24 protein-coding genes, 1 tRNA gene and 1 pseudogene are annotated in these 25,625 nt (G+C 38.5%); 7 read left to right on the forward strand and 19 right to left on the reverse strand.

From position 1 onward, the window contains the following. From DOK79_RS14730 to DOK79_RS14770, 9 genes and pseudogenes are all read right to left on the reverse strand, one after another. A complete protein-coding gene (locus DOK79_RS14730; protein WP_206859024.1) occupies positions 1-210 on the reverse strand; it encodes a YqgQ family protein in 210 nt (69 codons plus the stop codon). 19 nt (positions 211-229) lie between these two features. Continuing rightward, positions 230-934: a rhomboid family intramembrane serine protease gene (locus DOK79_RS14735; protein ID WP_206859026.1), complete on the reverse strand. Its 705-nt coding sequence runs from the start codon at positions 932-934 to the stop codon at positions 230-232. A gap of 197 nt (positions 935-1,131) precedes the next feature. Then, the gene (locus DOK79_RS14740) at positions 1,132-2,268 is read right to left on the reverse strand and encodes an RNA-guided endonuclease InsQ/TnpB family protein (protein WP_206859027.1); all 1,137 of its coding nucleotides are present in this window, start codon (positions 2,266-2,268) and stop codon (positions 1,132-1,134) included. A 51-nt stretch (positions 2,269-2,319) separates the two neighbouring features. Beyond that, positions 2,320-2,767, reverse strand: a pseudogene (locus tag DOK79_RS14745) (IS607 family transposase); the annotation flags it as partial. A gap of 89 nt (positions 2,768-2,856) precedes the next feature. Next, on the reverse strand, positions 2,857-3,408 hold the full coding sequence (locus DOK79_RS14750; protein WP_206859030.1) for a 5-formyltetrahydrofolate cyclo-ligase: 552 nt from the start codon (positions 3,406-3,408) through the stop codon (positions 2,857-2,859). A gap of 391 nt (positions 3,409-3,799) precedes the next feature. Continuing rightward, positions 3,800-4,468 (reverse strand): hypothetical protein, encoded by a 669-nt coding sequence (locus DOK79_RS14755; protein WP_242543344.1) that lies wholly within the window; start codon positions 4,466-4,468, stop codon positions 3,800-3,802. A 213-nt stretch (positions 4,469-4,681) separates the two neighbouring features. Next, complete coding sequence (locus tag DOK79_RS14760) at positions 4,682-5,686, reverse strand: iron chelate uptake ABC transporter family permease subunit (protein WP_206859032.1); 1,005 nt, start codon at positions 5,684-5,686, stop codon at positions 4,682-4,684. Next, entirely contained in the window at positions 5,683-6,672 is a 990-nt protein-coding gene (locus tag DOK79_RS14765) for a FecCD family ABC transporter permease (protein WP_206859034.1), read from the reverse strand. Before DOK79_RS14765 ends, DOK79_RS14760 begins: the two co-directional genes overlap by 4 nt. After that, positions 6,672-7,472 carry an ABC transporter ATP-binding protein gene (locus DOK79_RS14770; protein ID WP_206859036.1) on the reverse strand — a complete coding sequence of 267 codons (801 nt, stop codon included), beginning with the start codon at positions 7,470-7,472 and terminating at the stop codon, positions 6,672-6,674. The genes DOK79_RS14765 and DOK79_RS14770 overlap by 1 nt, the downstream gene beginning before the upstream one ends. 165 nt (positions 7,473-7,637) lie before the next feature. Between DOK79_RS14770 and DOK79_RS14775 the strand changes: the two genes are divergently transcribed. Beyond that, on the forward strand, positions 7,638-8,594 hold the full coding sequence (locus DOK79_RS14775) for an iron-hydroxamate ABC transporter substrate-binding protein (protein ID WP_206859038.1): 957 nt from the start codon (positions 7,638-7,640) through the stop codon (positions 8,592-8,594). A gap of 100 nt (positions 8,595-8,694) precedes the next feature. On the opposite strand, the gene DOK79_RS14780 is transcribed toward DOK79_RS14775, so the two are convergent. The 7 genes from DOK79_RS14780 to rpmG all read right to left on the reverse strand — a co-directional run bounded on the left by DOK79_RS14780 (position 8,695) and on the right by rpmG (position 17,325). Then, positions 8,695-9,378, reverse strand: a complete 684-nt coding sequence (locus DOK79_RS14780; protein ID WP_206859040.1) for a response regulator transcription factor — start codon at positions 9,376-9,378, stop codon at positions 8,695-8,697. After that, complete coding sequence (locus DOK79_RS14785) at positions 9,356-11,980, reverse strand: sensor histidine kinase (protein ID WP_206859043.1); 2,625 nt, start codon at positions 11,978-11,980, stop codon at positions 9,356-9,358. Before DOK79_RS14785 ends, DOK79_RS14780 begins: the two co-directional genes overlap by 23 nt. A gap of 27 nt (positions 11,981-12,007) precedes the next feature. After that, positions 12,008-12,529, reverse strand: coding sequence for a potassium-transporting ATPase subunit C (locus tag DOK79_RS14790; RefSeq protein WP_206859044.1), 522 nt, complete (start codon positions 12,527-12,529; stop codon positions 12,008-12,010). Positions 12,530-12,564: 35 nt separating this feature from the next. After that, on the reverse strand, positions 12,565-14,595 hold the full coding sequence (kdpB, locus tag DOK79_RS14795) for a potassium-transporting ATPase subunit KdpB (protein ID WP_206859046.1): 2,031 nt from the start codon (positions 14,593-14,595) through the stop codon (positions 12,565-12,567). A 15-nt stretch (positions 14,596-14,610) separates the two neighbouring features. Next, positions 14,611-16,287 (reverse strand): potassium-transporting ATPase subunit KdpA, encoded by a 1,677-nt coding sequence (gene kdpA, locus DOK79_RS14800; protein ID WP_206859048.1) that lies wholly within the window; start codon positions 16,285-16,287, stop codon positions 14,611-14,613. A gap of 315 nt (positions 16,288-16,602) precedes the next feature. Then, complete coding sequence (locus DOK79_RS14805) at positions 16,603-17,094, reverse strand: dihydrofolate reductase (RefSeq protein ID WP_206859049.1); 492 nt, start codon at positions 17,092-17,094, stop codon at positions 16,603-16,605. A gap of 81 nt (positions 17,095-17,175) precedes the next feature. Next, entirely contained in the window at positions 17,176-17,325 is a 150-nt protein-coding gene (rpmG, locus tag DOK79_RS14810; protein WP_002356321.1) for a 50S ribosomal protein L33, read from the reverse strand. A 230-nt stretch (positions 17,326-17,555) separates the two neighbouring features. On the opposite strand from rpmG, the gene DOK79_RS14815 reads away from it, so the two are divergent. Further along, a complete protein-coding gene (locus DOK79_RS14815; protein WP_206859050.1) occupies positions 17,556-18,002 on the forward strand; it encodes a DUF2188 domain-containing protein in 447 nt (148 codons plus the stop codon). A gap of 149 nt (positions 18,003-18,151) precedes the next feature. On the opposite strand, the gene asnB is transcribed toward DOK79_RS14815, so the two are convergent. Continuing rightward, entirely contained in the window at positions 18,152-20,047 is a 1,896-nt protein-coding gene (gene asnB / locus DOK79_RS14820; protein ID WP_206859051.1) for an asparagine synthase (glutamine-hydrolyzing), read from the reverse strand. A gap of 640 nt (positions 20,048-20,687) precedes the next feature. On the opposite strand from asnB, the gene DOK79_RS14825 reads away from it, so the two are divergent. Continuing rightward, positions 20,688-21,263, forward strand: a complete 576-nt coding sequence (locus tag DOK79_RS14825; RefSeq protein WP_206859052.1) for a hypothetical protein — start codon at positions 20,688-20,690, stop codon at positions 21,261-21,263. 382 nt (positions 21,264-21,645) lie between these two features. Further along, positions 21,646-21,852: a hypothetical protein gene (locus DOK79_RS14830; RefSeq protein WP_206859053.1), complete on the forward strand. Its 207-nt coding sequence runs from the start codon at positions 21,646-21,648 to the stop codon at positions 21,850-21,852. Positions 21,853-22,055: 203 nt separating this feature from the next. Here DOK79_RS14830 and DOK79_RS14835 read toward each other — a convergent pair. Together DOK79_RS14835 and DOK79_RS14840 are read right to left on the reverse strand one after the other, a co-directional pair. Then, positions 22,056-22,143 (reverse strand) — tRNA-Ser (locus DOK79_RS14835). Positions 22,144-22,346: 203 nt separating this feature from the next. After that, a complete protein-coding gene (locus DOK79_RS14840; RefSeq protein WP_023519894.1) occupies positions 22,347-22,913 on the reverse strand; it encodes a TetR/AcrR family transcriptional regulator in 567 nt (188 codons plus the stop codon). Between the two features lie 255 nt (positions 22,914-23,168). On the opposite strand from DOK79_RS14840, the gene DOK79_RS14845 reads away from it, so the two are divergent. The 3 genes from DOK79_RS14845 (at position 23,169) to DOK79_RS14855 (ending at position 25,602) form a co-directional block, all read left to right on the forward strand. Then, a complete protein-coding gene (locus tag DOK79_RS14845; RefSeq protein WP_206859054.1) occupies positions 23,169-24,497 on the forward strand; it encodes a DUF1576 domain-containing protein in 1,329 nt (442 codons plus the stop codon). Then, positions 24,466-24,807, forward strand: coding sequence for a hypothetical protein (locus tag DOK79_RS14850; RefSeq protein ID WP_206859057.1), 342 nt, complete (start codon positions 24,466-24,468; stop codon positions 24,805-24,807). The genes DOK79_RS14845 and DOK79_RS14850 overlap by 32 nt, the downstream gene beginning before the upstream one ends. A gap of 198 nt (positions 24,808-25,005) precedes the next feature. Beyond that, complete coding sequence (locus tag DOK79_RS14855) at positions 25,006-25,602, forward strand: TVP38/TMEM64 family protein (RefSeq protein ID WP_206859058.1); 597 nt, start codon at positions 25,006-25,008, stop codon at positions 25,600-25,602. Positions 25,603-25,625 lie beyond the last annotated feature (23 nt).

Consider the following 25,625-nt stretch of genomic DNA (forward strand, 5'->3'; position numbering starts at 1 on the left):
TCAATTTCCTTTCTTTCTGCTCTCTTCGATTCGATGTTCTCTTTTTAAGATGTGCCACGCAGTCATATATGTTTCATGATCGATCAAATGATTCTCATAAAGCTTACGTAATTCGATCGTCATCAATTCAATATCATAAATCCGTGACCCAACATAAATAAAGATACCAAATCTCTTGAATAGCTGTTGTACGTCGTATAAGCTTTCCATTTAAAGCACTTCCTTCACATTATACAAGTATTCCATAATTTTTTAAACCCACTAAAACACATATTATAAAAAGAAAGAGAAAAACGAGCCCCGATAAGATACGATGATGGATAGAGTAATCATTGAACCGATCCGGCAAACCGAGTAGATTCCCAATCAAGAATCCCCCAATCAAACCACCTACATGTCCCCAAATATCCACTGCACTATCTGATAACCCAAATAGGAAAGAAAAAAGGATAAAGATCATGTAACGACGCACCAGCTGTTTGACCACATAATCATTTTTATAATGGATACCCAGAACAAATAAAGCACCAAATAAACCAAAAAGCGATGTACTCGCCCCAACAGATAATACATTCATTTCATTGAAGGCAAAACTTGTTATATTTCCCATGATACCGCTAAGTAAATAAATCAAGAAAAAGCGCCAATGGCCGTATACTGTTTCGATTTGTGAACCCATAAAATACAAAACAACGGAGTTCAATACAAAATGCATCATCCCAAAATGAATAAATATCGGCGTGATCAAACGCCACCATTCATGTAAATAGACAATATGCTGGCCAGACATCCCCAGTTCAAACGCAATGCGATTCCCAGGTAATATCTCCATTGCGATAAAGACGATTGTTTGGATCACTAAAAAGATCTGTGTTAAATATGGCCCATTTAGCCAAGATTTTAAATGAAATTGTTGCTGACGGTTGACTTTCATAACTACCGTTGCCAAAAATCTATAAATATTTCTAACCAACTATAATAGTTGTTAGATTTATGTTTATTTCCTGTTTCTACGTGTCCGATTTTGCCCATTGCTCGCTACTCTCGTTTGTTCTAACACTCCACAGGCGTAAATTCGGATACAACGAATCCTACATATCTACATTTTTCTTTTCAGTAGAATCTCGTAGATCAAGCAATATAACTAGCTAAATTCAAACTTGCATTGTAATCTCTATCCGCTGTATATCCGCATTCTTCACAATGATAGGTGCGGTCAGACAATTTCAATTCTACTTTCTTATACCCACATTCATGGCATAGTTTGGAGCTTGGATAGAACGTATCTGCTTCTACTAATTCAATGCCGTAATCTTCACATTTATACTGTAGTTGGCGTTTGAACTCATAGAATTTTTGTTGTGCGACTGATTTAGCTAAATGTTTATTTTTCATCATTCCCTTTACATTCAATGTCTCAATAACGATTTTTGATGGTTTGGTTTTCACTATCTCCGTTGTTGTCTGATGAATGTGATTCTGACGAATATTTGCTAGTCTTCGATGTGTATGCCGAATTTCTTTTTCTAATTTATAGATGTTACACGTTTTGACAAATCGGTTTCCCTCCTTATTCATCTCGTATTTTCGAGAAACTGTACGCTGTAACCGACGTAGTCGTTTCTCAATCTTTTTCACTTTTTTTGTTTTATTAATATTTTTGTAGATTCTTCCATTGGAAACAACCGCTAAGTCTTTGATACCAAGGTCAATTCCCAGTACTTCGCCTGTTAAGTGCTGTTCTGACTTCTCTTTTTCAATACCCATTGAAAGATACCAGTACTTTCCATCAAAACGAACTCGTGGATTAAAATACTTTGTATTCTTTGGGATTTGTTCGCTGGTTTTTATCCAACCGATTTTTTCAAGTAAAACTGATTTTGCTTTCACTTTCAGCTTGATGTTGTCATTGTAAAAAGCTGGTTTCGTCTTCTTCCTTGACTTCAACCTTGGTTTTTCAGCCTTTAAACAGCTTCTTCCTGTCCTACCATCAAACCATTTTTTATAGGCATCGCAAGCATCTTTTACTGCCTGTTTCGCAATGTTATTAGAAACATCGTTCAGCCAAGCATATTTAGGACGTTTTTTGATTTTAGTAATATACTTTCGTAAATGATTGTTGGCGATAAATTTCCCGTCAAATCGATGATTCATTTCTTGCATCTTTAGCGTCCAGTTAAATATCCAGCGAGCGGTTCCACTTGATTTCCACAATTGTTTTTCTTGCTCTTTCGTCGGTCGTAGCCTTACTTTCTTGGCCCGTATCAACTTCCATCAACTCCTTAATCATTTTCTTCGCTTTATTTGCTCGATTTCCGTGCCATATTTATTGCAAAGGTTATCAATAAGCTCATACCCAAAACGAATGAACCGGTCTTTGTATAGAATGACTATCTTTTCTATTTCTCCATTGGTCATTCTATCTATCAACTGATTTAGCTCTTTTTTATTGTAGTTCATCCCACTTCAAATATCTTGAATCATATCAAATGGATATCTTCGTGCAATCATGTAAGTTTTTACATTCTCAATCTGACGTTCTAGGTCATCTTTTTGTTTGAACTTTCTCTAAAATAGCTAATAGTTCTTCTCTTAGGTTTCTTTCAGCGATTCCTAAAAATTGATTTCGTTGTTCTTCAGAATAATAACGAGTACCACCTTGCGAAACATGAGTAGGTGTCAATTCACCTTTTTTATCACAGTTTCTTAAGGTTTGTGGTGTTACGCCTCTCTATTTTTCAAATTCTCCTATTAAATATATAGCCATCGTTTCACCTCAATAGGAACATCCTGCATATCGAAAATAAAGACTATATATTTATAGATACTAATTGACTGTTGTTACCCCCTTGTTTTTTAATCAATCAATAGATGTTGAATTTTTTTATCAAATATTTCTGGTTGCCAATCACTATGAATCATTTCTTTGAAAGCTAAACTACAGGTTTGATGCGGATACTCTTGAAGATAGCGATCATAATACCCTCCACCAAAGCCGATTCTATATCCCTCTGGATGAAAGACGATTCCTGGTACGATCAGCAAATCAATCATGTCTGCCTCATAAAGATGAGTTGACACAGGTTCCAAAACACCAAAATTTGACCGTTTCAATCCCGTGTGCTCAGTGAACGCATAAAAAGCCATTTGACGTTTTGGTAATGTCTTAGGGATCACAACGATTTTCCCTGTGGCTCTTGCTTCTTCAATCAACGGTCGTGTATCTATTTCAAATTCATTTGAAAGTGTCAAACCAATGACTTGCACGTTTTTCCAATAGTCAGTGGCAAACAACTGCGCAGCGATTTTTTGTTCTTTTGTTTTTTTATCGCCACTTACAGCAATTTTTTTCAGCACTTCGATACCAAACTGACGAAGTTTTTCCTTTTTCTGCTTTTCGTGTCCCATATAATCACCCGCCTACCTTCTGTTAAAATGGTAGCGGAAAACGGTGAAAATAGCAATTTAACTTTTTAGATTTTTGTGTTTGTTCGAACTTATTTTAGTTAGAAAATCAATCCTTACTCATTTGACACCAATAGTCGCCAATCACTCATTTGTTAGATAAAACTGAAAATCATTATAGTTTGTGTGGATTCGATGCTAGTCTAATCTTTCTTGATGTATATAACAGAAGAAAAATCATTCACAGACTAGATGAAAACTAGTGATACGAATGATTTCTTATGATTGTGTTTGTTTTTCAATCTTTGACCTAATTTTCCATTATCTAGTTAAGAAATTCGTTATTTTGTTTACATCGTTCGCTACTATCTCTGTGTATAAGGTCTCTAAGTTATTATATATATTCTGCAATTTCCATTTTATTCACAGGAAATACTTTACCACCAGGCTCTTTATACTCGTTTCCATCAGTATCTTCTATCCAACCACACCTCGCACACTCTAAAAGAATTTTACTAGAATTATCCTTATAGATTATTTTTATATATCTCAGTTCATCATTTTGTGTTATAGGGCAATCTTTCCCGGAATATATTGTTACCATATCCCATAAAGTATCTCGAATCGACATTGCAAGTGTATCAATGTCTTCATACTTACCTCTACTCAACCTTGTATTTTCCTTATCTAAAGATAGATCAGGAGATGAAACAATATAATCCTTACTATCGATCTTTATTAAAATGTCTAATCTCCATTTTTTTAAAATTAAATCGGTGAAATAAAATTCATTTTTAATTATAAACTTTACATACGCTTGATAGTATTTTTCATAACTTTCTAAATTACTTTTACACCGTGAAATGTCACGAAATTCCTTAACTAGTTCTCTATCTAAAATATTTTTTTTCATCTTATATATTCTCCGAATGTCTTGATTGCCAATAAGCGTGGTTCGTGTGTCATTTTTAAGCGATGTTGATTGTTGTAAAGGTGTGGTTGCACTGTTGATTTTAGAAGTAGACTGCTGGGCTTGTTGAGCATTGCTGCTGAATGTGCTCATCAATTTCCTCCTCTATTCTATAGACTGGGGGGAACGCTTACACATTACATTATAACAATACATAACCTTTCAATGGATAAAAATTCAATTAGATAGGTCCTGTTACTTTATTTCTTATCTGTTGAATACATCCTTCAATGTAAAAAAACACTGAAGGTAGAAATTCCTCCAGTGTTTTCCTATTCCAACCAACACCAACATTCTGGCTTTCTCTTATACGGATAGTTGTTTCTTTTGAATATGAAATAGTAAGTAAAGAAAGTACGGTGCGCCTAAGACAGCAATCAATATTCCCGTCGGTACTTCCCCATCAGGTAAAATGACTCGGGCAAGAATATCGGCAATATTGACAAAAAGCCCGCCGAACAACCCACTCAATAGGAACGCCCAATGATTTTCTTTACGTACGATGATTTTTGCAGCATGAGGTGCGAGTAACCCAACAAAGGATAAGCTACCCGCTACAGCTACACTGCCACACGCCAAGCCGACAGCAAGTAAGAGCAATAATGACTGACTTCGTGACACATTCAGCCCTAAACTCTGCGCTCGCTCTTGTCCAAATGATAAAAGACCGATTCTGCGATTATAGAAAAACGCCAAGGGGATCAAGATGATCGCCCAAGGTAAAAAGGCAGTAACATAAGGCCAACTTGCACCCCAGATTGAACCCGCTAACCAAGCGTTCACAAAGCCATAATTTTCTTTTGAGATCTTTATTGTACTTAAAAGCATTGCCGCAGAGAAACCCGCATTTACTGCGATACCTGAAAGAAGCAAGCGATTCATTGCTACTTGTCCTGAACGACGATACGCAACAAAATAAACTAAAAAAGCAGCAAACGTTCCACCTAGAAAGGCGACGAAAAGTAACAAAAAAGGCGAAGCATGGCTTGTAAAAAAGCCGAGGTACAACATAACGAAAAATCCCGCACCAGAGTTGATACCTAAAATACTGGAGTCGGCTAAAGGATTTCTAGTTACTCCTTGTAAGAGGAAACCGGCTATTCCTAAACATGCCCCTGCCAGTAAGCTGATCATCAGTCTTGGCAAACGAAATTCTGTCAAAACCAACTGTTGGACTTGTGTGCCCCTGCCAAACATGACATCTAGTAATTGGTCGATATATAGAAAAGGGGTGCCGATCATTAAACTGATGATTGCAGTCAAAACCCATAAACAGAGTAATAATCCAATGCCCCAATATATTTTTTTCACACGCGTTCCCTCCTAACTTGTACCAATAAGAATGGCACACCAATCAAGGAGATCACTAAGCCGAACGGTGTTTCAAATGGTGGATTGATCATCCGTGCGACAAAGTCTGCTAGCATGACTAAGACACCGCCAGCGATAAACGAAGCTGGTAAGACATAGCGATAATCCGTACCGACAAAGCCACGAACAATTGGTGGTACCATCAAGCCAATAAAGGAAACGGGTCCAACTAAAGAAACAGCAAGCGCAGCTAAGATCGAGACAAAAATGAACACTAAGACACGTGTCCGCTGTGGGTGTCCGCCTAGTGCAATGGCATGTGATTCGCTTAAATGGATCAAGGAAATCGATTTGCCTAACAGAAAAGAGCCAATAACTGCCACTAAATAGATCGGCGAAAGAACGATCAACTGTTGCCAAGTAATATTAGCCGCTCCACCAACGAACCAAAATGTTAAATCTTGTTGTAAATTGAATAGCTGAGTCAACGCTTGGCTGATCGCAGTAAAAAAAGAACTGATCGCCACACCGGCTAAAATCATCTGCATGGTACTAAGCCCGATTTTTGAAAAACTGAAAAAACCTAAGACGATCATCGTCACGATCAACGACCCAAGTAATGAAAGTAAAAAAATGGCAAATGGCGAAGCTTTTGGTAAAAAGGCAAAGCTAAATGCCATAGCTAATGATGCGCCAGCATTTATCCCTAACAATCCTGAATCCGCTAAATTATTTCTAGTGACACCTTGCATCAAAGCCCCACTGAGTGCGAAACAACTGCCGACGATGAATGCACCAACTACACGTGGCAAACGGATATTACGAATGATCTGCTGTGCTTGATCAGTCGAATCAAATTGAAAGAGCGCTTGCCAAACTTCATTGCCTTTAACTGTAGAGGCACCATTATACAAAGCAAAAAAGAAGATGATGATTGCCAATAGCAGAAGTAGCCATAGCGTCATTATTTTTTTCCCTTTTCTCATCATTTCTCCTCCTGTTTCTTGATTAGATCATACGTTAAGAAAACAGGTTTATTTGTCTCAGGTAGCTGGACGATTTGTGCATCGATCTCAAAAATCTCTCTCATCCATTCTTTGGTAATGACTTCTTCTGGCGTCCCATCGACAACTAATCGTCCTTCTTTCATCGCGACTAAATAATCAGAAAAACGAGAGGCATGATTGATATCATGGATCGACATCAAGATCGTGGTTTTTTTCATTCGATTGATTTCTGTTAATAAATCTAATATCTCTAATTGATGTGCAGGGTCTAAAAAAGTGGTTGGTTCATCAAGTATCAAGATATCCGCTTCTTGAGCTAACGCCATGGCGATCCAAACTCGCTGCGCTTGGCCACCTGACAGGCTTGCTATATCTCGATCTTTCAATGCGATAAGATTTGTTGCTGTCAATGCCCACTCGATAGCTTGCAGATCTTGATCGTCCATGCCACTAAATAATTTTTGATAAGGATATCTACCATAAGAAACCACTTCTTCTACTGTCATCCCTAATGGATATTCACTCGTTTGAGCAAGTAAAGCAAGTTTTCGTGCTAATTCTTTTGAATGGTAGGTCGTCAATTCACGATCATTGACAAGTATTTTGCCATTTTTTACAGGAAGTATGCGGGTGAAGCTTTTTAATAAGGTAGACTTGCCACTACCATTTGGACCGATCAAACTGGTGATCTTCCCTTCCGGTATTGCGACAGATAAATTTTCAATTATCGTTTTATTGGGGTAACCGGTAGTGATTTCAGTGGCATTTAATCTAGACATATACTTCCCCCTCTCATTGAAAATCATTCTCAATTATGACGGTACTTCACAAATTCGTCAAGCATAAATTTCATCGTTTACGCTAGTAAAAAGAGTTGACAGCGCCCTTATCTTGGGGAATAATAGCAATTGAGAAACGTTCTCAATTACATTTGGAGGAAAGACATGAGACTTAAAAATAAACTATTCACAATCTCTAGTGCATTACTGATGGTAGGATTGCTTAGTGCTTGCTCGCCAAGCTCATCAACAACGGAAGAAACAGCTTTTTCAACGACTACCGCTGATAATGGTACACATACGGTGACCGATACATTAGGCCACTCCGTTGAAGTGCCAAACCAACCGAAACGCATCATCGGTAGTTACTTAGAGGATTATCTGATTGCTTTAGGTGAAACGCCTGTCGCACAATGGACAGTCGGTAGCGGTTCGATCCAAGATTATTTACAAGAAGATCTGAAAGATATCCCAACGATTTCCTATGATTTACCTTACGAAAATGTGTTGAGTTTTGAACCTGATCTATTATTGATCTCTTCTTCTGCAACGGTTGAAGGTGGCAAATACGAGCAATATAGTAAAATTGCCCCAACCTACGTCGTTAAAAATGGGACAGATGTCACATGGGAAGAACAATTACAAGACATCGGTAAAGTGTTGAATAAAGAGGATAAAGCCAAAGAAATCATTCAAGACTACCAAGATTATGCGAAAGAAACAAGAGAAGCATTGAGTGACAAGATCAATGGCAAAACAGCCGCTGTCTTATGGGTCACAAACAACTCTGCTTTTATGGTCAGCGAGAACCGTTCAAGCGGACGCATCGTTTATGAAGATCTACAGTTTGGCGTTCCTTCTTTAGTGGAAGAAGTATCAAAAGAAGCAACTTCTGACTGGTCAGCTGTTTCATCAGAAAAATTAGCTGAATTAGACGCAGACTACATCATTTTAGTGAACAGCGATGAACAAGCGGCGATGTTCAACGAACCTACTTGGCAAAATCTGAAAGCAGTGAAAGCCAATCAAGTATTCGAGTTTGGCCCAACTTCTAGCTGGTTGTACAATGGTCCGATCGCTAGTCGTCAAATGATCGATGATATTAAAGCAGAGCTAAAATAAAATCAGCTTTAAGTAAAATCACAAAAACAAACGACAATCACCAAATAAATGTATTTGTTGGTGATTGTCGTTTTTTGATGATCATTTTTTCTAGCAATTCCTAAGAATTTCGGTAATCCCGTAACCGATAGCCAACGCCGATCTCTGTGATCAAATATTCTGGGCTGATGGTATTTTTCTCGATTTTTTTACGGATATTTGACATGTTGACCCTCAACACCTGAGAATCGGTTCCATAAGGTCCCCAAACTTCTGACGTTAATACACGATACGTGACGACTTTGCCGAGATGTTGGAATAAAACGAGTAAAATACGGTATTCATTTTTCGTCAGATGGATCGGTTCTCCTGCTTTTGTCAACAGTTGACTTTCTGTATCCAAACATAATTCTCCGTTCGTAATGATCGCAGGTAATTCTTCTTGTTTACGATGACGAAAAGCTGTTCTGATCCTAGCAAGTAATTCATTCATCCCAAAAGGTTTCGTCACATAATCATCCGCACCAAGATCGAGAGCTTTGACCTTTTCATGTTCGTTGTTACGCGCAGAGATCACGATCAACGGAGTAGCAAGTCGTTTACGGATGATTTTCAATAGCTCGATGCCATCGATATCAGGCAACCCTAAATCAAGCAAAATCAAATCAAAGGAAGTTTCTTGGAACACATTCAAAGCTTCCATGCCTGTTGCCGCTATCGTCACTTGATAGTGTTCTTTTGCTAACACGACTTCCATAAAATCGGTGATCGTTGGGTCATCTTCAATCAATAGGACTTTCCTCATGCAGCGCCACCTCCTCACTCTTTTTCAGATAAATACGAACCACTGTTTTTCCTTCTGCTACGGTCATTTCTAGTTTACCACCATGAGCATGGACGATCGTTTTGACAATACTTAAGCCAATCCCAAGGCCATTTTTAGAATCGATCGGTACTTCTTCTTCGTTCGATAGATTCATTTGGATTTTTTCATATTGCTTCAACGAGATCTCACCGTCATTTTTTACTTCACAAATGACGTTTTCGCCTTCTTGGTACACGCCGACTTCTACTTGTCCTTTGACTGAGCCATGGCGGAACGCGTTTTCCACCAGATTGAACATCGCTTGTTCGATCAATATCGGATCAACTTCTACGAATAAAACAGTCGAAGGTAAATGGACGCGCAATGCTTTGTCAGGATACACCTTCGTAGCATGTTCATACACAGCTTCAATGATTTCTTCGATCGGTTCCGCCGATTTTTTCACTTGCATCGTGTCCATATTGATGCGAGTAATCGATAGCAGATTTTCCACCATCCGGATCAACCACTGAGATTCGGTCTGGATATCGGTCAAAAGCTTTTGCCGCGTCGTTTGTTTCAGCTCTTCATTTGTTTGCAAGAGTGTTTCCGCAATTCCAGAAATCGCCGTCAGTGGTGTACGCAAATCGTGAGAGATCGCCCGCAATAAATTGCTACGAACTTTCTCCCGCTCATTTTCTAACTCGATCTGCTCTTTTTCATTTTTAAGCTCGGTTTGCTCCAAAATAACCGCAAGTTGTGTTAATACTAAGCGCAGGTAGTTCAATTGGCTATCCTCGATTGGGAGCACCCGACTGCGACGAATGCCTAACACAGCTAACGTCTTCCCATTTGCAACGATCGGTAAGTAAAAACCTTTTGCCCCACTTAACGTATCAGTGCCATAGCCTGATTCTTTTTGGTTTTTAGCCGTCCAATAAGCCACAGCCGCTTCTTCTGGGTGATCTAATAAGAGCGGTGCTTCTTTCGGTGTATATTGACTTTGCTTCATGGCATGTTTATCAAAGAAAATCACTTCGCGATCTAACAGACGTCCTAAATAAGTCGCCGATAGTTCAACGATTTGTTGCTGGTCTTCTGCTAAAACAAACTGTTTGTTCAATTCATACAAAATTTCCATTTGCTGTTCTTTTTCTCTTGCATGGACCGCCTGTTTTTTCAAACGAACCATTAGATTACTGATCATCAATGCCACGATCAGCATAATGACCAAAGTGATCGGATAGCCTTGTTTATACACGGTCAAGGAATAAAGAGGTTCAACAAAAAACCAGTTAAAAGCCAAGACACTTAAAATGGAAGATAACGCACTCCAAAAGTAACCAGAGGTCAAACGAGCAACAAGTAAAATAAAGAAAATATAGACCAACATCAAGTTTTGTTCCCCAAAGTGAAGATATTGCATCCCTTCAGTTAAAATCGTTGCCACGAAGACACAGATCAATGAAATGGCAAAATCTTTCCCTCCCCCTTCCACTAGTTCTTTGGAATGGGCAAGGAGTGTGGAACGTTTTTCTTTATATGGGATCAAATGAAGTTCAGTTTCTGGCAATCGCTTGAGTAAGCGTACATCTAGCTCTTCTGAAAATAAACGCTCATACCAAGGCTTCACCAAGTTTTTACCGATGATCAAATCGGTTGCTCCGACTAGTTTAGCATATTCGACGATCGTTTCAAAAGAATGATCCTCCTCGATCACCACGACTTCTGCCCCAAGTTTCTCCGCTAAGTCATTCGTTCCTTGTAAACGATCATCAGAACGAATGTAAAGGACGATCCATTCTGCACCTAGTCCTTGCGCTAATCGTGCGGTCCAGCGAATGCTTTTTTCAGCCATTTTAGGGAAAGCATCTTGAACGATCGTGATCAATTTACTTTGGACACCATTTGTCTTACCGATCACGCGATTGATATGATCCGAGGCACGCTGGATCGCTAACCCTCTTAATTGTTCCAATTTTTTAGGAATAAAAAAATGTTGCAACGCCCGCTTCGCATTTTCATTAGCGTAGATTTTTCCTTGTGCCAAACGATCGATCAATTCATCCGGTTCAACATCGATGACTTTTAACGTTGCATGCTGGAAAAACGTATCGGGAACCGTTTCTTTTACTTCGATTCCTGTTACTTCTTCAACGATATCATTCAAGCTTTCAATATGTTGGACATTGATCGTCGTATGGACATTGATGCCTGCATTCAATAATTCTTCAATGTCTTGATATCGTTTGCGATTTCTTGACCCTGGAGCATTACTATGGGCAAGCTCATCAATCAACACGATTTCTGGCTGTCGCTTGATGATTGCATCGATATTTGGTTCACTCAAAGTCAACCCTTTATATGTCAGCTCTTTTAAAGGGATCTGTGGTAGCCCCTTTAACAACTCATTTGTATCTGGACGATCATGAGGCTCGATATAACCAACTACGATATCTTTTCCTAGAACTCTCAGTTCCTGTGCTTCTGCAAGCATCGCATACGTCTTACCGACGCCCGCGGCGAAACCAAAATAAACCCGCAGACGCCCTCGACCTTTTTCAGGCTTGTATAATCTCTCTGAAATATTCTGTCTTTCCATCTTTGTTTCTCCTAATCCCTCTGTCCTCTATAAACGATCTAATGACAGATTCAGTTCAAGCACATTGACAAATTTCCGATCCGAAAACCAATCTTTCTGTGCTTTTTCCTGTATTATAGCACGAATCTTAGTCACGTCTTGTCCACGCTCCTTGGCGATCCGTGAGGCTTGACTTTCTGCGGCAGCTACGCTGATATGTGGATCGAGACCACTTGCTGAGTTCGTGACCAGATCGATCGGGATCTCAATTGTTTGATTGTTTTGTTGAGCTAATCTTGTTTTGTCTTCTACTAATTTCTTTTGCTCGACTGACGTTGGTGAAAGTTGTGTTACTTCTTGGTCTCTTCCATTAAAATAAGCAGCTTGTTGAAACGGTTGGCCAATCAATGTTGAACCGACCACCTTTCCTGCAACGACTTCCTGACTGCCGTTGGCTTGATGGGGAAAGAAAAGTTGACCGATCCCAGTAACAGTCACGGTATAAAGCCCACCAAAAAGTAGAATGCTGATAAATAAAAAACTGAGCTGTGCTCTAAGTACCTTTTTCATAGGGTATTTCCTTCTTTCTATAAAATGATTCAGTGTTAGATCAAGAAAAAGCTTAAAGCGAGATCGATCAGTTTGATGAATACGAAGGGGGCAATCAATCCACCTAATCCGTACACTAAAAGATTATGTCGCAAAATCTGACTTGCAGGTTTTTCGGTATACTTGACTCCTTTTAAAGCTAAAGGAATCAAAGCAACAATAATGACTGCATTATAGATAACAGCCGACAAAATCGCTGTAAGGGGGCTGCCTAATGCCATGATATTCAACTGCGCCAATTCTGGATATATGCCATAAAACAAGACTGGGATCACCGCAAAATATTTTGCTACATCATTTGCAATACTGAACGTCGTCAATGCCCCTCTGGTCATCAATAGTTGTTTCCCGATACGAACGACCTTCAATAGCTTTGTTGGACTGGAATCTAAATCGATCATATTCCCTGCTTCTTTTGCTGCTTGCGTTCCGGTATTCATCGCCACAGCAACATCTGCTTGTGCTAATGCCGGTGCATCGTTGGTTCCGTCACCAGTCATTGCGACAAGGTGACCTTTTTCTTGATAATCACGGATCAGATCCATTTTATTTTCAGGTGTAGCTTCAGCAAGAAAGTCATCGACGCCTGCCTCAGCTGCAATCGCCGCTGCTGTCAACGGATTATCCCCTGTGATCATGATTGTTTTGATGCCCATTTTGCGCATGTCAGCAAAGTTTTCTTGCACACCATTTTTAACAATATCTTTTAGATAAATGACACCCATCACTTGGTCATTTTTCACAACAACTAACGGTGTTCCTCCAGCTTGCGCAACTTTCGCAACGATTTGATCACATTCTTCTGGATACTGTCCGCCGCGCGCTTCTACGTATTTCTTCATTGTATCTGCGGCACCTTTACGAATTTGGTCGCCACGATAATCCATCCCACTCATGCGAGTTTGTGCGCTAAAATCAATGAATTTCACTTCTGATTTTTCAAAAACACGTTCTCGCAACGCAAATTTTTCTTTTGCTAAAATGACGATACTTCGCCCTTCCGCTGTCTCATCTGCCAAAGAAGAAAGTTGCGCCGCATCAGCTAATTGTTGCTCTGTGATACCTTTTACCGGTAAAAACTCACTGGCACGACGATTTCCTAAAGTAATCGTTCCTGTTTTATCTAAAAGCAACACATCCACATCTCCAGCAGCTTCGATTGCTCGACCACTCATGGCAATGACATTTTCTTTCGTTAAACGACTCATTCCTGCAATCCCGATCGACGAAATCAATGCACCGATCGTGGTAGGAGCGAGGCAGACAAACAAAGCAATGACAACAATTGTCGCAATCGATTCTCCTTTTCCTGAGAGCATCGTACTTAATTCAGTAAATGGCACTAAACTAACCGAAACAACTAAAAAGATGATCGTTAAAGTGATCAAAAAGATTTGTAAACCAATCTCGTTCGGTGTTTTTTTTCGTTGGGTACCTTCCACCATCGAAATCATTTGATCTAAAAAGGAATGCCCATTCTCTGACGTCACACGGATCACCAAGTAGTCAGAAACAACCGTTGTCCCACCAGTGACCGCACTGCGATCGCCGCCTGATTCACGAATCACTGGCGCGGATTCCCCAGTGATGGCACTCTCATCCACTGAAGCAGCGCCTTCGATCACATCTCCATCAGCAGGAATCTGTTGTCCTGAGACTACATAGATCAAATCGCCTTTTTTTAAATCTGAAGATTTGATCTCAATAAATTCTTGATTTTCAATATCTTCTAAGCGGTGGATCTTATACGTGATCACTTCTTTTTTGGCTTGCTTCAAGCTGTTTGCCTGTGCTTTTCCTCGTCCTTCCGCTACTGCTTCAGCAAAATTGGCAAAAAGTAAGGTGATCCATAGTAAGCATGTGATCGTGACTGTAAACCATAAAGGGACAGCCGATTGTTCAAAACAAAGGATCGTAGCCATGATTGCTCCGATATAGACCATGAACATCACTGGATTCTTGATTTGTTGTCGTGGATCTAATTTGATGAATGCTTCTTTCATTGCCCATACATAAATAGTTTTCATTTGATTTTACTCCTTCTAACTTAAGGTAAAATGATCAGCGATCGGACCTAATGCCAATGCTGGTAAAAAGCTCAATGCGCCGACAACGAGAATAACGATCATCAACATGGAAATAAATGTGCCATTCGTGGTTGATAGCGTGCCATCATTGACCGCAATCGTTTTTTTCTTGCCCATGTTTTCCGCTAAGAACAAAATAGCGACTATTGGAATATAACGAGAGCACAACATTAAAACACTTCCCAAAAGATTGAGGAACGGTGTATCAGCTGTCAGCCCAGCAAATGCACTCCCATTATTGTTTGCTAAAGAAGTCACGTTATAAAGCAACTCACTAAATCCATGTGGCCCCTTATTCGTCAACCAAGTTAAGATCTCGGGATGAAGAGAAACTGCCATTGTGCCAAACAACGTCAATAAAACGGGCGTCAAAATCACTAAACTTGCCATTTTAATATCAAATGCCTCGATTTTTTTCCCTAAATATTCTGGTGTACGTCCAACAAGTAAACCGGCAATAAAAACAGTCAACAACAAGAATGCCAACATGCCATATAAACCACTACCAACTCCACCAAAGATGATCTCACCTAATTGCATCAAGAAAAGCGGAATACCACCACCCAAGGGCGTAAAACTATCCAACATCGCATTTACTGAACCATTAGATGCCGCTGTGGTGCTGACTGCCCACAAACTTGACCAACCCACGCCAAAACGTACTTCTTTTCCTTCCATGTTCAAGGAACCAAGGATATTTGCAAAGTTAGGCCCATGGAACTCACTAAATGCTACACCGACGAATGCTGCAAAAAGAAAAGCGAGCGAAACAATCAAAATCGTCCGGCCTTGCTTCCACTCTTTGACCCAATAGCCAAAAGCAAAGATCAAAGCAGTTGGTATCAACAAAATGGCGATATTCTCAATGAAATTTGAAAAAATCGTCGGATTCTCAAACGGATGAGCGGAATTAGCGCCGAAAAAGCCACCGCCATTCGTACCTAGTTGCTTGATGGCTACTTGACTGGCTACAGGACCTAAATATAACCACAAGGATTCGCCAGATAAGCCGGTATAAGACATCCCATGACTAAACGTTTGGACCACGCCTTGAGAAATCAAAAGTACGGCAGTAATCAATGATAATGGTAGAAAAATGTAAAGCAAGCCACGGACTAGATCTTGCCAAAAATTACCAAGTTGGCTTGATTTCCTTTGGATGATGCCACGGATCAATGCGCAAAGTACCGCTAAACCTACAGCTGCTGATAAGAAATTTTGAACAGTTAAACCAAACATTTGCGTCGTATTCGAAAGTGTTACTTCTCCAGCGTAAGCTTGCCAGTTTGTATTTGTCACGAAACTTACCGCTGTATTCACCGCTAAATCAAACGGCAAATTCTCCACTCCATTGTTGCCAGGAAGCCACCCTTGAATCATCAAGAGCCCTGTCAAAAATAGCAACGAACAAATCCCTACACCCAACACATGAGCTAAATAGCGTTTGGCAGTCATTTTCTTTTGACTTTCAGAACCAATGATTTTATAGAAAAACCGTTCGAGCGGTTGAATGAAACGAACATATTTCGGTGTTTCGCCTGTCATGATCAACTTGATGTACCACCCAAGCGGTGCGGCTAAAACAAGTAATATAAAAAAGAAAAACAATCCTTGGAATACTGCACTCATCATTGCTCTTCCCCCTTAAATAAAAACCAGAATAGATAACCTAACAAAATAAAACTGATAAAACCTAAAAATAAGATCATGTTCTTCCTCTCCTTTGTTTTTATCATAGACAAAGGGCTATAAAGATAGTGTTAATGTTCTAGAATTTTCTTTATATTTTCTTTATACGATACAAAAACAGCGAAATCTCAAGGACAAACCCTTTCCTGATTTCGCTGTTTCTGTAAAAATCTGTACAAAAAAAGACGTTCCGATCATCTCATGAACATCTTTATCTGTTTCTTCTTCTCATTTCATTTCTATCACAATAAGCAAATGTTACTTTCTGACCCATTTTTGGAAGCGATGCGCATAATGATTGTCTTGATCCATGATTCCCTCATGTTCTTCTGCTAGCACAAAATCGCTAAAGTCGATCTCACCGATATACGTATCTCCTTCAAATTCGCCATCAATCAACGTTCGCCAAATAATCGCTGTTTGAGGTAAAAGCGCTTGAAAGATCCGACTCCCTCCAGAAACATAAATATCTTCTGTAACAGTCTCTGCAAAAGCCAACAATTCATCGATCGAATGCATCACTTCTGCATTTTCTTTGACCTCAAAATCTTCTTGGGTCGTCAACACGATGATATGTCGATAAGGAAGTGATAGATCACCCATTCCTTCATATGTTTTACGCCCCATTACTAATAGACGATCCATTGTATGTTCTCTAAAAAAACGCATGTCATTAGGTAATCGCCAAGGCAATAAGCCATCTTTACCGATCAAGCCATTCTTATCTTGTGCCCACATAGAAATAAACATTCTGAATCGCTCCTTTCCTCTACTACCTATTATACTAAAAATAAAAAAGCTTGGGTACAGACCCAAACTTTTTTAGACGAATTATTTTGTTTCGCGGTGCAAAGTAACTTTACGTTCGCGTGGGCAATATTTTTGCTTTTCCAAACGATCAGGATTGTTACGTTTGTTTTTGTTAGTTAGGTAGTTACGTTCTTTACAAGAAGTACACTCTAAAGTAATGTTTACGCGCATGATTTTCCCTCCCATTTATACTAGAATCCTCTAAGATGACTCTCAGACTTGATTATCTTACCATGATTTTTATCAGATTGCTAGCCTTTTTCACGATTTTGTTAAGTAGTTCTACTTGACGAGCATAAAACGAGTTTCCTCTAAAAACGAAACAGATGATTTTTCTTTTTTACAAGTTGAGATTACACTTGTTATAGTAGTGAAATTCATTCTTTTAGGAGGAATCAATTATGCCTTGGAATATGAAAGACTTTCCACCAGCGATGAAGAACTTAGAAGAGTTGACTAAAAAGAAAGCCATTGATATCGGCAATGCTTTGCTAGATGAGGGTTACCCGGATGATCGAGCAATCCCAATCGCTATCAGTCAAGCGAAAGAATGGTACGAAAGCGCAGATGAGCAAGAAAAAAAAGCTTTTTCAAAAGAGAAAAACCCCCAAAAAGAGGATAAGCATGACAGCAATCCACGAGCATCAAAATTATTAAATGCCAACGTCGAAGTCAAATTTGAAGAAGATCACTGGATCGTTCGCTCAAAAGGCGCTGAAAAAGCTAGCAACCATTTCGACAAGAAAGAAGAAGCCATCGAAAAAGGAAAAGAAGTCGCTCGGAATAAAGAAACTTCTTTGCTAATCTATAAAAAAGACGGTTCATTTGAACGAGAAGTCCATTATTGATCGTCAATTTTCAAGTAAATTTGTTTGAACATGGCTCATTCATTTTTAACCGAAATAAGTCAGTTATTGCGCAAAAAAAACGAAGAACCTATCCAAATCGGATCGGCACTCTTCGTTTTTTGCATTTTTAGAGATAAATTCTTAATCGTTTAAACTGTGACGTATTGGATCGATTCAGCTTGAGGAATCGTTTCATCTACAAAATAAACTTTATACCAAGTCAAGAAACTAAAGATCGTCCAAATCTTACGTTGTTCTTCACTTCGACCTTCATGATGGTCATTTAGTAATTTGATGATTTTATCTTGATCAAAGAACTCTTTCGCAAAATCAGCTTCAAATAATTCTTTGACTTGACGATACCCATGCTCTTCTTTCAACCAAGCTTTGATCGGTACAGGGAAACCAAGTTTCACACGATTAGACCATTCCTCAGGCAAATGCTTATTCGCAGCTTGTCTAAAGACATCTTTCGTATTGTTTTGATTCAATAGATACTTGCTTGGGATCTGTTGAGCCAATTTCATCACTTCGATATCTAACAATGGTACCCGCACTTCTAGTGAGCTTGCCATTGAAAGTTTATCGGCTTTCAACAAGATATCTTTTGGCATCCACTGATGCAAGTCGACATATTGCATCTTGTTGATCTCATCTTCGATTCCTTCAGTTTTCGCATAATGCTCTGCCATGATTTCTTTGACTGTCGGCGCTTTTTGGAACGCTGGAGTCAACAAGCTAGCCGCTTCGTTTTCTTCAAAGATTCGTGCATGTCCGATGAAATATTCTTTTGCTGGTGCTAAAGATTCATATAAATGGATCCTACCATGGAAGTTACGCATTTTCCCGATTTTTCTTCCTAGATTATAGCGAGTTCCTTTAGGTAATTTTTTCAACCCTTGGGCAATCACTCGGATAAATTTAGAGTTTGTATGAAATCCATATGATTGATAGCCAGCAAATAATTCATCTGCTCCTTCACCGGATTGAACCACACGAACACTTTGCGCCGCAAGATTTGCTAAAAAGTACAGCGGTACACAAGACGGATTGGAATCAGGTTCATCCAAATGATATTGGATCAAAGGAAAAGCTTTAAAGGACATATCGCCGTCGATGACCGCCGCCGTATTATCTAAGTCAAGCATCTCTGTTAATTTACGCGCTTCAATCGCTTCATTATAAGTTTTATCATCAAACCCGATTGAAAATGAATGGTCAGGTTTCAAAACAGAAGTCACATAACTTGAATCGACTCCACTTGATAAAAACGAACCAACTTCGACATCACTGATCGTGTGTGCTTCAATCGATGCTTTGACTGTTTCATCAATTTGATCAATCCATTCTTGACGACTCTTCGTTCCTTTTTCTTCAAAATTCGCATCCCAATACTGTTGGATGTCCATTTGGCCATCTTTGTAAGTGAAATAGTGACCTTCTGGCAAACGATATACGCCTTTAAAGAAGGTTTCCCCATTCAAAGGAGAATATTGGAACGTCATATAAGGTTTCAAGGCTGCCTGGTTTAGTTCTTTATTGAAATCTGGATGTGGTAAAAAGCTCTTGATTTCAGAACCAAACATAAATGTTCCATTCATTTCAGCATAATAATACGGTTTGATCCCAAAATGGTCTCTTGCACCGAATAATTCTTTTTTTTCATTGTCCCAAATCGCAAAAGCAAACATCCCACGCACTTTTTGCAATAACTCAGTTCCCCACTCTTCATAGCCATGCAATAACACTTCTGTATCTGCATGAGTTTGGAACACATGACCTGCATTGATCAATTCTTTTCTTAGCGGTTGATAGTTATAGATCTCTCCATTAAAAATAATGATCTTTGTACGATCTTCATTGTAAATCGGCTGTGTGCCGCCTTCTAAATCAATAATACTTAAACGTCTAAAACCCAAAGCCACATCAGAATCAATATACTCACCAGAACTATTTGGCCCACGATGAATGATGCGATCCATCATATCATTGATGATTGCTTTTTTATTATCTTTGTCATTAACAAATCCTACGATTCCGCACATTTATTTCACATCCTACTAAAATTACTATTCCATTATTATGTCTACATGAATCTTATCACAGGAAGGCATTCAGAATGAATGATTTCCACTCTTACAATTTCGTCACATGTGAACAAATCAAATGGAAAATCTCTAACTTTAAAAAAAGTAGACTCAACAATTAATTTAACACGTTTTAACCTAGGAAGCTACTGGATTCTCCTACTGTTAACAAATATTTCATGTTATTCATAAATAGGGAGATTTTTGCACATTGACACTCACAAAATAACAAGCGGTTACATTTGCATTTCTAGTCCATGATTCGATTACTAAATAATAAATTATCTACGTTTTTACTTACCTCAATCTTTTACATGGAAGTGTAAGAAAAAACTTATAATTGATAAAAGTGTTTTAGCTAAAAAGGTTTATGTTTCCCTAACATCCCATCAAAAAAGGGCTTATCTACCATGCAGTTTATTTAAAAATAACTAATAAATACCATATTTTTTTGACTTTATCTATACCAAGAAGCAACTTTCTAGAAGCTTAAAAGTCCAAATAATAACTATAATCTTATATCAAATCACTTGACGAAATGACCGTTTTCATAGATGCTCAATTTAAGAACTTATTTTTGAAGTTAGGACGGGAGACTATGAAAATCGGAAAAGTAATATTAGGGATATTGTTAGGGGTAACAACTATTATCGGGGCATTCATGTTAGGACTCATCCTATTTCCATTATTTGCACCAGAAAATAAAGCCGTTCCACCGCAAGAAACAACAAGGCAAGCAACCAACAGCCCTCAGACGAAAAGTACTGAAGATTCATTGACCACTACAGAAACAACAGGCAAAGAAGAACAAGTTTTCTCAAATCAAACACCTAGAGAACAAAATCAATCACATGATCCAGTATTAGAAAAAGCGTTGAGCACACCCGCCACCTCTTTAACAGCTTTTACTTCAGATCCTTACGGTTGGGATCTAAACCAAGCAAGCATCACAAACGGCACGGCTCAGTCAATCGGTTGGATCCAAGCAGAAGATGCAACTGGACGTATCGAGGTCGAATACCATTGTTTCGCTTGCGACACCAGCTGGGTAGGTAAAAATTACTCTTATGAATGGAACGGACAAACAACTACTACTAAGATCACGCCTTTCACAATCATCGGTACGCCATGTGAACACCAAAAAGCACTCAAAAATAATGGCTATATCAGTTGATTCTTGTAAAATCAAACTTTCATGTATAAACAGTTGCACAGATCACCCATTGATAGTAAGCGCAAAAGCCAACCAACTGCTTTCATCGTTCTGACTTTTGCGCTTTGAATTGTTCGAATGAATACTTTTACTTATTCAGATAAACGACTACTTCTAGAATGTTCGCATAGTCAAACCAATTACTTGTATAACCATGAGAGTAAATCAACTAGTAATTAAAGCTTGTAAAAAAATTCAATCATTCTTTTTTAATTGCAAGAGTTTTTTTTAAACAACCTCTTCCATGATCATGAAAAAATAATACTCTTGATTGCCCATTCTTCCAGTATAATTTACTTATCAACGAGCAAAACGTTGAAATAAATCAGGATGGTAGATAGAGATGGCAATTTATTATTTTAACAAAAAAGCAGATAATCAAGGGAATCACAAAGTCCACGTGATCTCATGTACGCATTGTCCAGAAGATGCCCTTTTTATTGGCGTATTTACTACTTGCGAAGAAGCCTTACATAAAGCAAACCAAACTCACGCATCAAAAAATTTCAATGGGTGTCTTCATTGCTGCAAAGAATGTTATAACGGATAAACGATTAAGGGATAGCTTGGCTATCTCTTTTTGTTTGGGGATGATGACATGCTGGGCTATTTAAGTAGATAAAATCCATTATTTCAAATTTTTCTAGTTACATGAAAGCTTAAATTCTATGCAAAGGGATACCAAAAGGGTAACCAAAAAGAAAAAAGAAAGCTATCCAGCAACTGCCAGATAGCTCACAAACGTTGATATAAAGGAAGGTACAGGATTTGAACCTGCGCGCCGGTGTTAGCCGGTTCGCCGGATTTCGAGTCCGGTGCATTACCACTCTGCCAACCTTCCATGCCTACTATTTTTAATCTTTTTTTCTAAAATGTCAAGAAGTATTCTCATACTGATTTCAAATATATTTGTTTTCTAAAACCACGTTTATACATCATAACTGTTATGTTCCAATAAAAAAATTTAAAGCCAATTAATAAGAAAAAGAAAAAAACTTCCTCTCTGAGTTTATACTCTCAGAGAAAGAAGTTTACTGCATCATTCTAACGGATTTTTTCTGGATTTTCAATTGCCAATACAGAATCGACCGTTGTTTTGATGATCGAAATGATTTGCTCTTCTGTCGGATGCATAATACTAGAAGACATCAGTGAAGCGATCCCAGTAATCGTTACCCAAGTACCAGTATGAAGTGCATCAATATACTCTTCTGATAGATCTTTGTATCGTGCGTCTTCTTTCAAAAGCTTACGGAAATAATTATAAGAAAAATCATGCATCTTTTGACCATTTCCATGCTCATCGATATATAATGCCATATAAAGGCTATGGTTTTTCTTAGCAAAATAAATGTAATTAAGCCCTAAGTCGATAATCTTATCTCCTGTACGCTCAACAGGAAACACTTCTTCTTCTAACTGTTGGAAGATAACATCTAATAGCGTATTCTTCAAATCTTCCATATTCTTGAACTCTAAGTAGATCGGTTGAGTCGATATTCCCATCTTCTTAGCAATGTTTCTTGCAGTGAAACCTTTGAATCCTTCTTTAGCAACAACTTCGTATGCAGCTTTCAGAATTTGATCCTTCGTATAGACTTTTCTTCTCATAATAAAACTCCCCCACTTCATGCTACAGTCTGTGTTCTTTTATTTTAACCGATAATGATTCATTTTTGCAAATAATATACCTAAATTGTTATATTTTAAAGCATTTATGTGTTTTTTATTGGATTTTCTCAATTTTCTAACAATTTTCCCGCCAAATTTGTTTCCCCTTACAATTTTTGATTTTATGTTGAATTTAAGTTGACCAAAAGTTTTCTTTCAAGTTATAGTTAAATAAAAAGGAAAAGAAGGTGTGTAATGAAGAATAAAAGTGACGTTATTTATATTCATCCTAAAAAAAGAATCATTTCTCAAAGGAAAAACTATTTTTACCTTATTTTTACAGGCGTGTTTTTTTTGATTATTGGATTGCTTAGCGATTCTTTATCGAATAACCTCGTAGGATTAATGGTCATCATGACCTCCCCCAGTAATCTTTTAACAGACTATATTGCTTTAGGTGGATTTGGAAGCGCATTTATGAATGTAGGCTTACTTACACTCTCTTCTGTGTTACTCGCCTATCGCCATAAAGTCATGTTGAATGGTGCGATGTTTGCTTCAATCTTGACTGTCGCAGGCTTTTCTTTCTTTGGAAAAAATCTATATAATTCCATCTCGATCATTCTCGGTGTTTATCTCTATGCTCATTTTATGCACAAGCCATTTTCTCAATATGTGATGATTGGCTTGTTCGGTAGCGCACTCTCCCCTGTTGTCAGCTATATTACGTTCGGGATTGGCTTACCTTTACTTCAAGGTGCCTTTCTCGGGAACTTAGCTGGTTTGATCGTCGGCTTTTTATTGCCGATCTTAGCAGTTCAAACACTTACTTTTCATCGCGGTTTTACACTTTACAATATTGGCTTTACATCCGGCTTGATCGCGATGTTAGTAACAGGCATTCTCCGGCAATTTAGCTACTCGATCGAAGTTCAATCGATTCTTTCAACGGATCATCACCGTGAATTGACCTGGATCATTTTTCTATTCTTTTTATCAACTGCTCTTTGCGGTTTCTTCTTCAACTCATTTAAGTTGAAAGGCTTGCGTGAAATTTTTGAATCATCAGGGAAACTAACAACGGATTTTATTGGTACTGCTGGTATCGGTGCTACTTTGATCAACATGGGCTTAGTTGGCTTGTTACTTTTGTCTTACGTCTTGTTGATCGGCGGGGTATTGAATGGGCCCGTGACTGGCGGGATCATCTCTGTGGCTGGTTTCAGTTCGTTTGGAAGCCACGTAAAAAACTGTTTCCCGATCCTTATCGGTATTTATATCGCTTCTATCTTAGGAACGATGCACGATATGACACAAACGACCATGCTTGTCGCAGCGATTTTTGGCACAGGCTTAGCCCCAATCAGTGGATTTTATGGAGGAGTGTACGGAGTGATTGCTGGCTTTTTACATATTACTCTTGTCCATAATCTCAGTACATTACACGGGGGATTAAATTTATATAATAGTGGATTTTCAACGGGATTCATTGCTGGTATACTAGTGCCTATCCTAGAAAATTTTACGTTTACCGGGAAGGGAAAGAACGCACATGGAAAAAGAGCTATCAAAGAGGATCATTGATGAATTCCTCACGTATTTTTACGAACACGAAATCAATGAGATTCGTATCGGATTAGAATATACCGACGAAGGACTGTATATCGAATTTCAAGGAACCACGATGAATCCGCCAAAAGATTTAAATAATTTAGCAACACTATTGAATACACCTAGAGACCCCAGTATGGAAATCTATTACCACGAACTGCTAGGCACCCCTTCTCACGGTCAAGAATCTTATCGGCTACTTGGAAATTTGATCGATGATGTAGAGATCATGTATGATTCGCCAATTCTGAACATCAAGATTTTTCGTAGAATTGAACTTTAACTTAAATAGGTCACCGAATGAGATCATAAATTTAAGTAAATAAGTCTCTGGTTGGATGTTTTATTTTAACTCATCCTCTATACTTGGTTAGAACTTACAAAATTGTTTGTTGTTTTTCACTTTAAATAGTGGCGAGCGATTACTCACTTCATGTAAAATACAAGTATCAGATGAAAACCTCGAAGGAGTTGACTAGGGATGAACGTTGCAGTATCACGAAAATTAATGAATATCATATCGATCATCGGGATTGGATTCTCAGTGGCAATCACGATTTATTTTATTAATCTAGGCGTATTTAAAGATATAAACGCATTAAAAGGGCTTGTGGGTGATTCAATTATCTTAGGTCCCATTATCTTTATCTTGATTCAAATACTGCAAGTCGTCATACCGATCATTCCTGGTGGGATCAGCACCGCTGCTGGCGTCCTGATTTTTGGTCCTTATGCCGGGTTTATCTATAATTATGTCGGTATTTGTATCGGTTCGATCATCATTTTCTTATTAGGTAGAAAATATGGTAAACCATTTATACTATCGATGATCAGCGACAAAACCTACGATAAATATATCGGTTGGTTGGATAACCAAAGTCGCTTTGAAAAACTTTTTGCACTAGCGATCTTCTTGCCAGTAGCACCAGACGATGCCTTATGTTTGATGGCTGGCTTGACAAACATCTCAGTCAAAAAGTACACTTTGATCATATTGATCGCTAAACCTTTATCGATCTTTTTGTACAGTATGGCATTGATTTATGGTGGCAACTTCCTGACTGGCTTGTTAGGATGATTCCTTAATAGACACACTATGAG

The sequence above is a fragment of the Enterococcus sp. DIV1094 genome (genome assembly GCF_017316305.2).
Classification (GTDB): domain Bacteria; phylum Bacillota; class Bacilli; order Lactobacillales; family Enterococcaceae; genus Enterococcus_B; species Enterococcus_B mangumiae.